This window comes from Alcanivorax sp. HI0083, from assembly GCF_001635175.1.
In genome coordinates this window covers 1-790 of record NZ_LWFX01000352.1, presented here as the reverse complement: position 1 = coordinate 790, position 790 = coordinate 1, and the positions used below count along the sequence as shown (strand labels likewise).

Sequence of the window (790 nt, the reverse complement as noted above, 5' to 3'; positions counted from 1 at the left end):
AAGCGAACTGAGCGAAGGGGGCCGCTTTGTGGAAATTCAGGCCATCATCGAACCGAAATACGCCAAGCTGGTACGCAGCAATACCCGCTTCTGGAACAGCTCCGGGCTCACCGTGGACATCGGCTTGTTTAAAGGCGCAGAAGTGCAGGCCAGCTCCCTGGAGAATTTACTCCGTGGCGGCATCAGCTTCGCCACCCCGCCAGAGCCGGGCCCGCTGGCGAAAGCGGGGGAGCGCTTTGATCTCTACAAACAACCGGAAGACGACTGGCGCGAATGGGCGCCGATCATGAAATGGCAGTGAAAGGCAGTTGAAAGTTCAAAGTGAAAAGTTAAAACGCGAATGGGTGATGCAGCGAATCGAAAGATGTTATGGCCGCGATTAAAGGAGTAGGGCGCGCGCGGGGTTGGCTTGTCCGTGTAGCACTGCCTTCCTCGCGCATTTCAACTTTGAACTTTACACTTTCAACTGAGGCTACATAATTTTTCCAACCATCCTCAACGGCAGGTTGCGCATGGCGAAGCCCAGTGGGCCCCAGGGCCAGCCGGGAACGGAGGCGTTTTTGCTTTCTTTCTCGATGGCTTTCACCAGTGCCTTGCAGCCGGTTTCGGTGTCCACCAGGAACGGGGTGTTTTTCACTTTTTCGTTGATCTCGGAACGGATAAAACCGGGGAAGATCGTGGAGACCTTGATCGGTGAATCCTGCAGTTCCACTTGCAGGCCTTCGGCCAGCATGGCCACGCCGGCCTTGGTGGCGGCATAGGTGGTGAGGTTTTTCTTCATGCCGCGCAT

At 55.9% G+C, this 790-nt stretch carries 1 protein-coding gene and 1 pseudogene; one reads left to right on the top strand and one right to left on the bottom strand.

What is annotated here, in order from left to right; all coding sequences use genetic code 11:
- A pseudogene (locus tag A3754_RS27110) lies at nucleotides 1-301 on the top strand (paraquat-inducible protein B); the annotation flags it as partial.
- 171 nt (nucleotides 302-472) lie between these two features.
- On the opposite strand, the gene A3754_RS03685 reads toward A3754_RS27110, so the two are convergent.
- On the bottom strand, nucleotides 473-790 hold a 318-nt coding region (locus A3754_RS03685; protein ID WP_156496754.1), incomplete at its 5' end, for an SDR family NAD(P)-dependent oxidoreductase.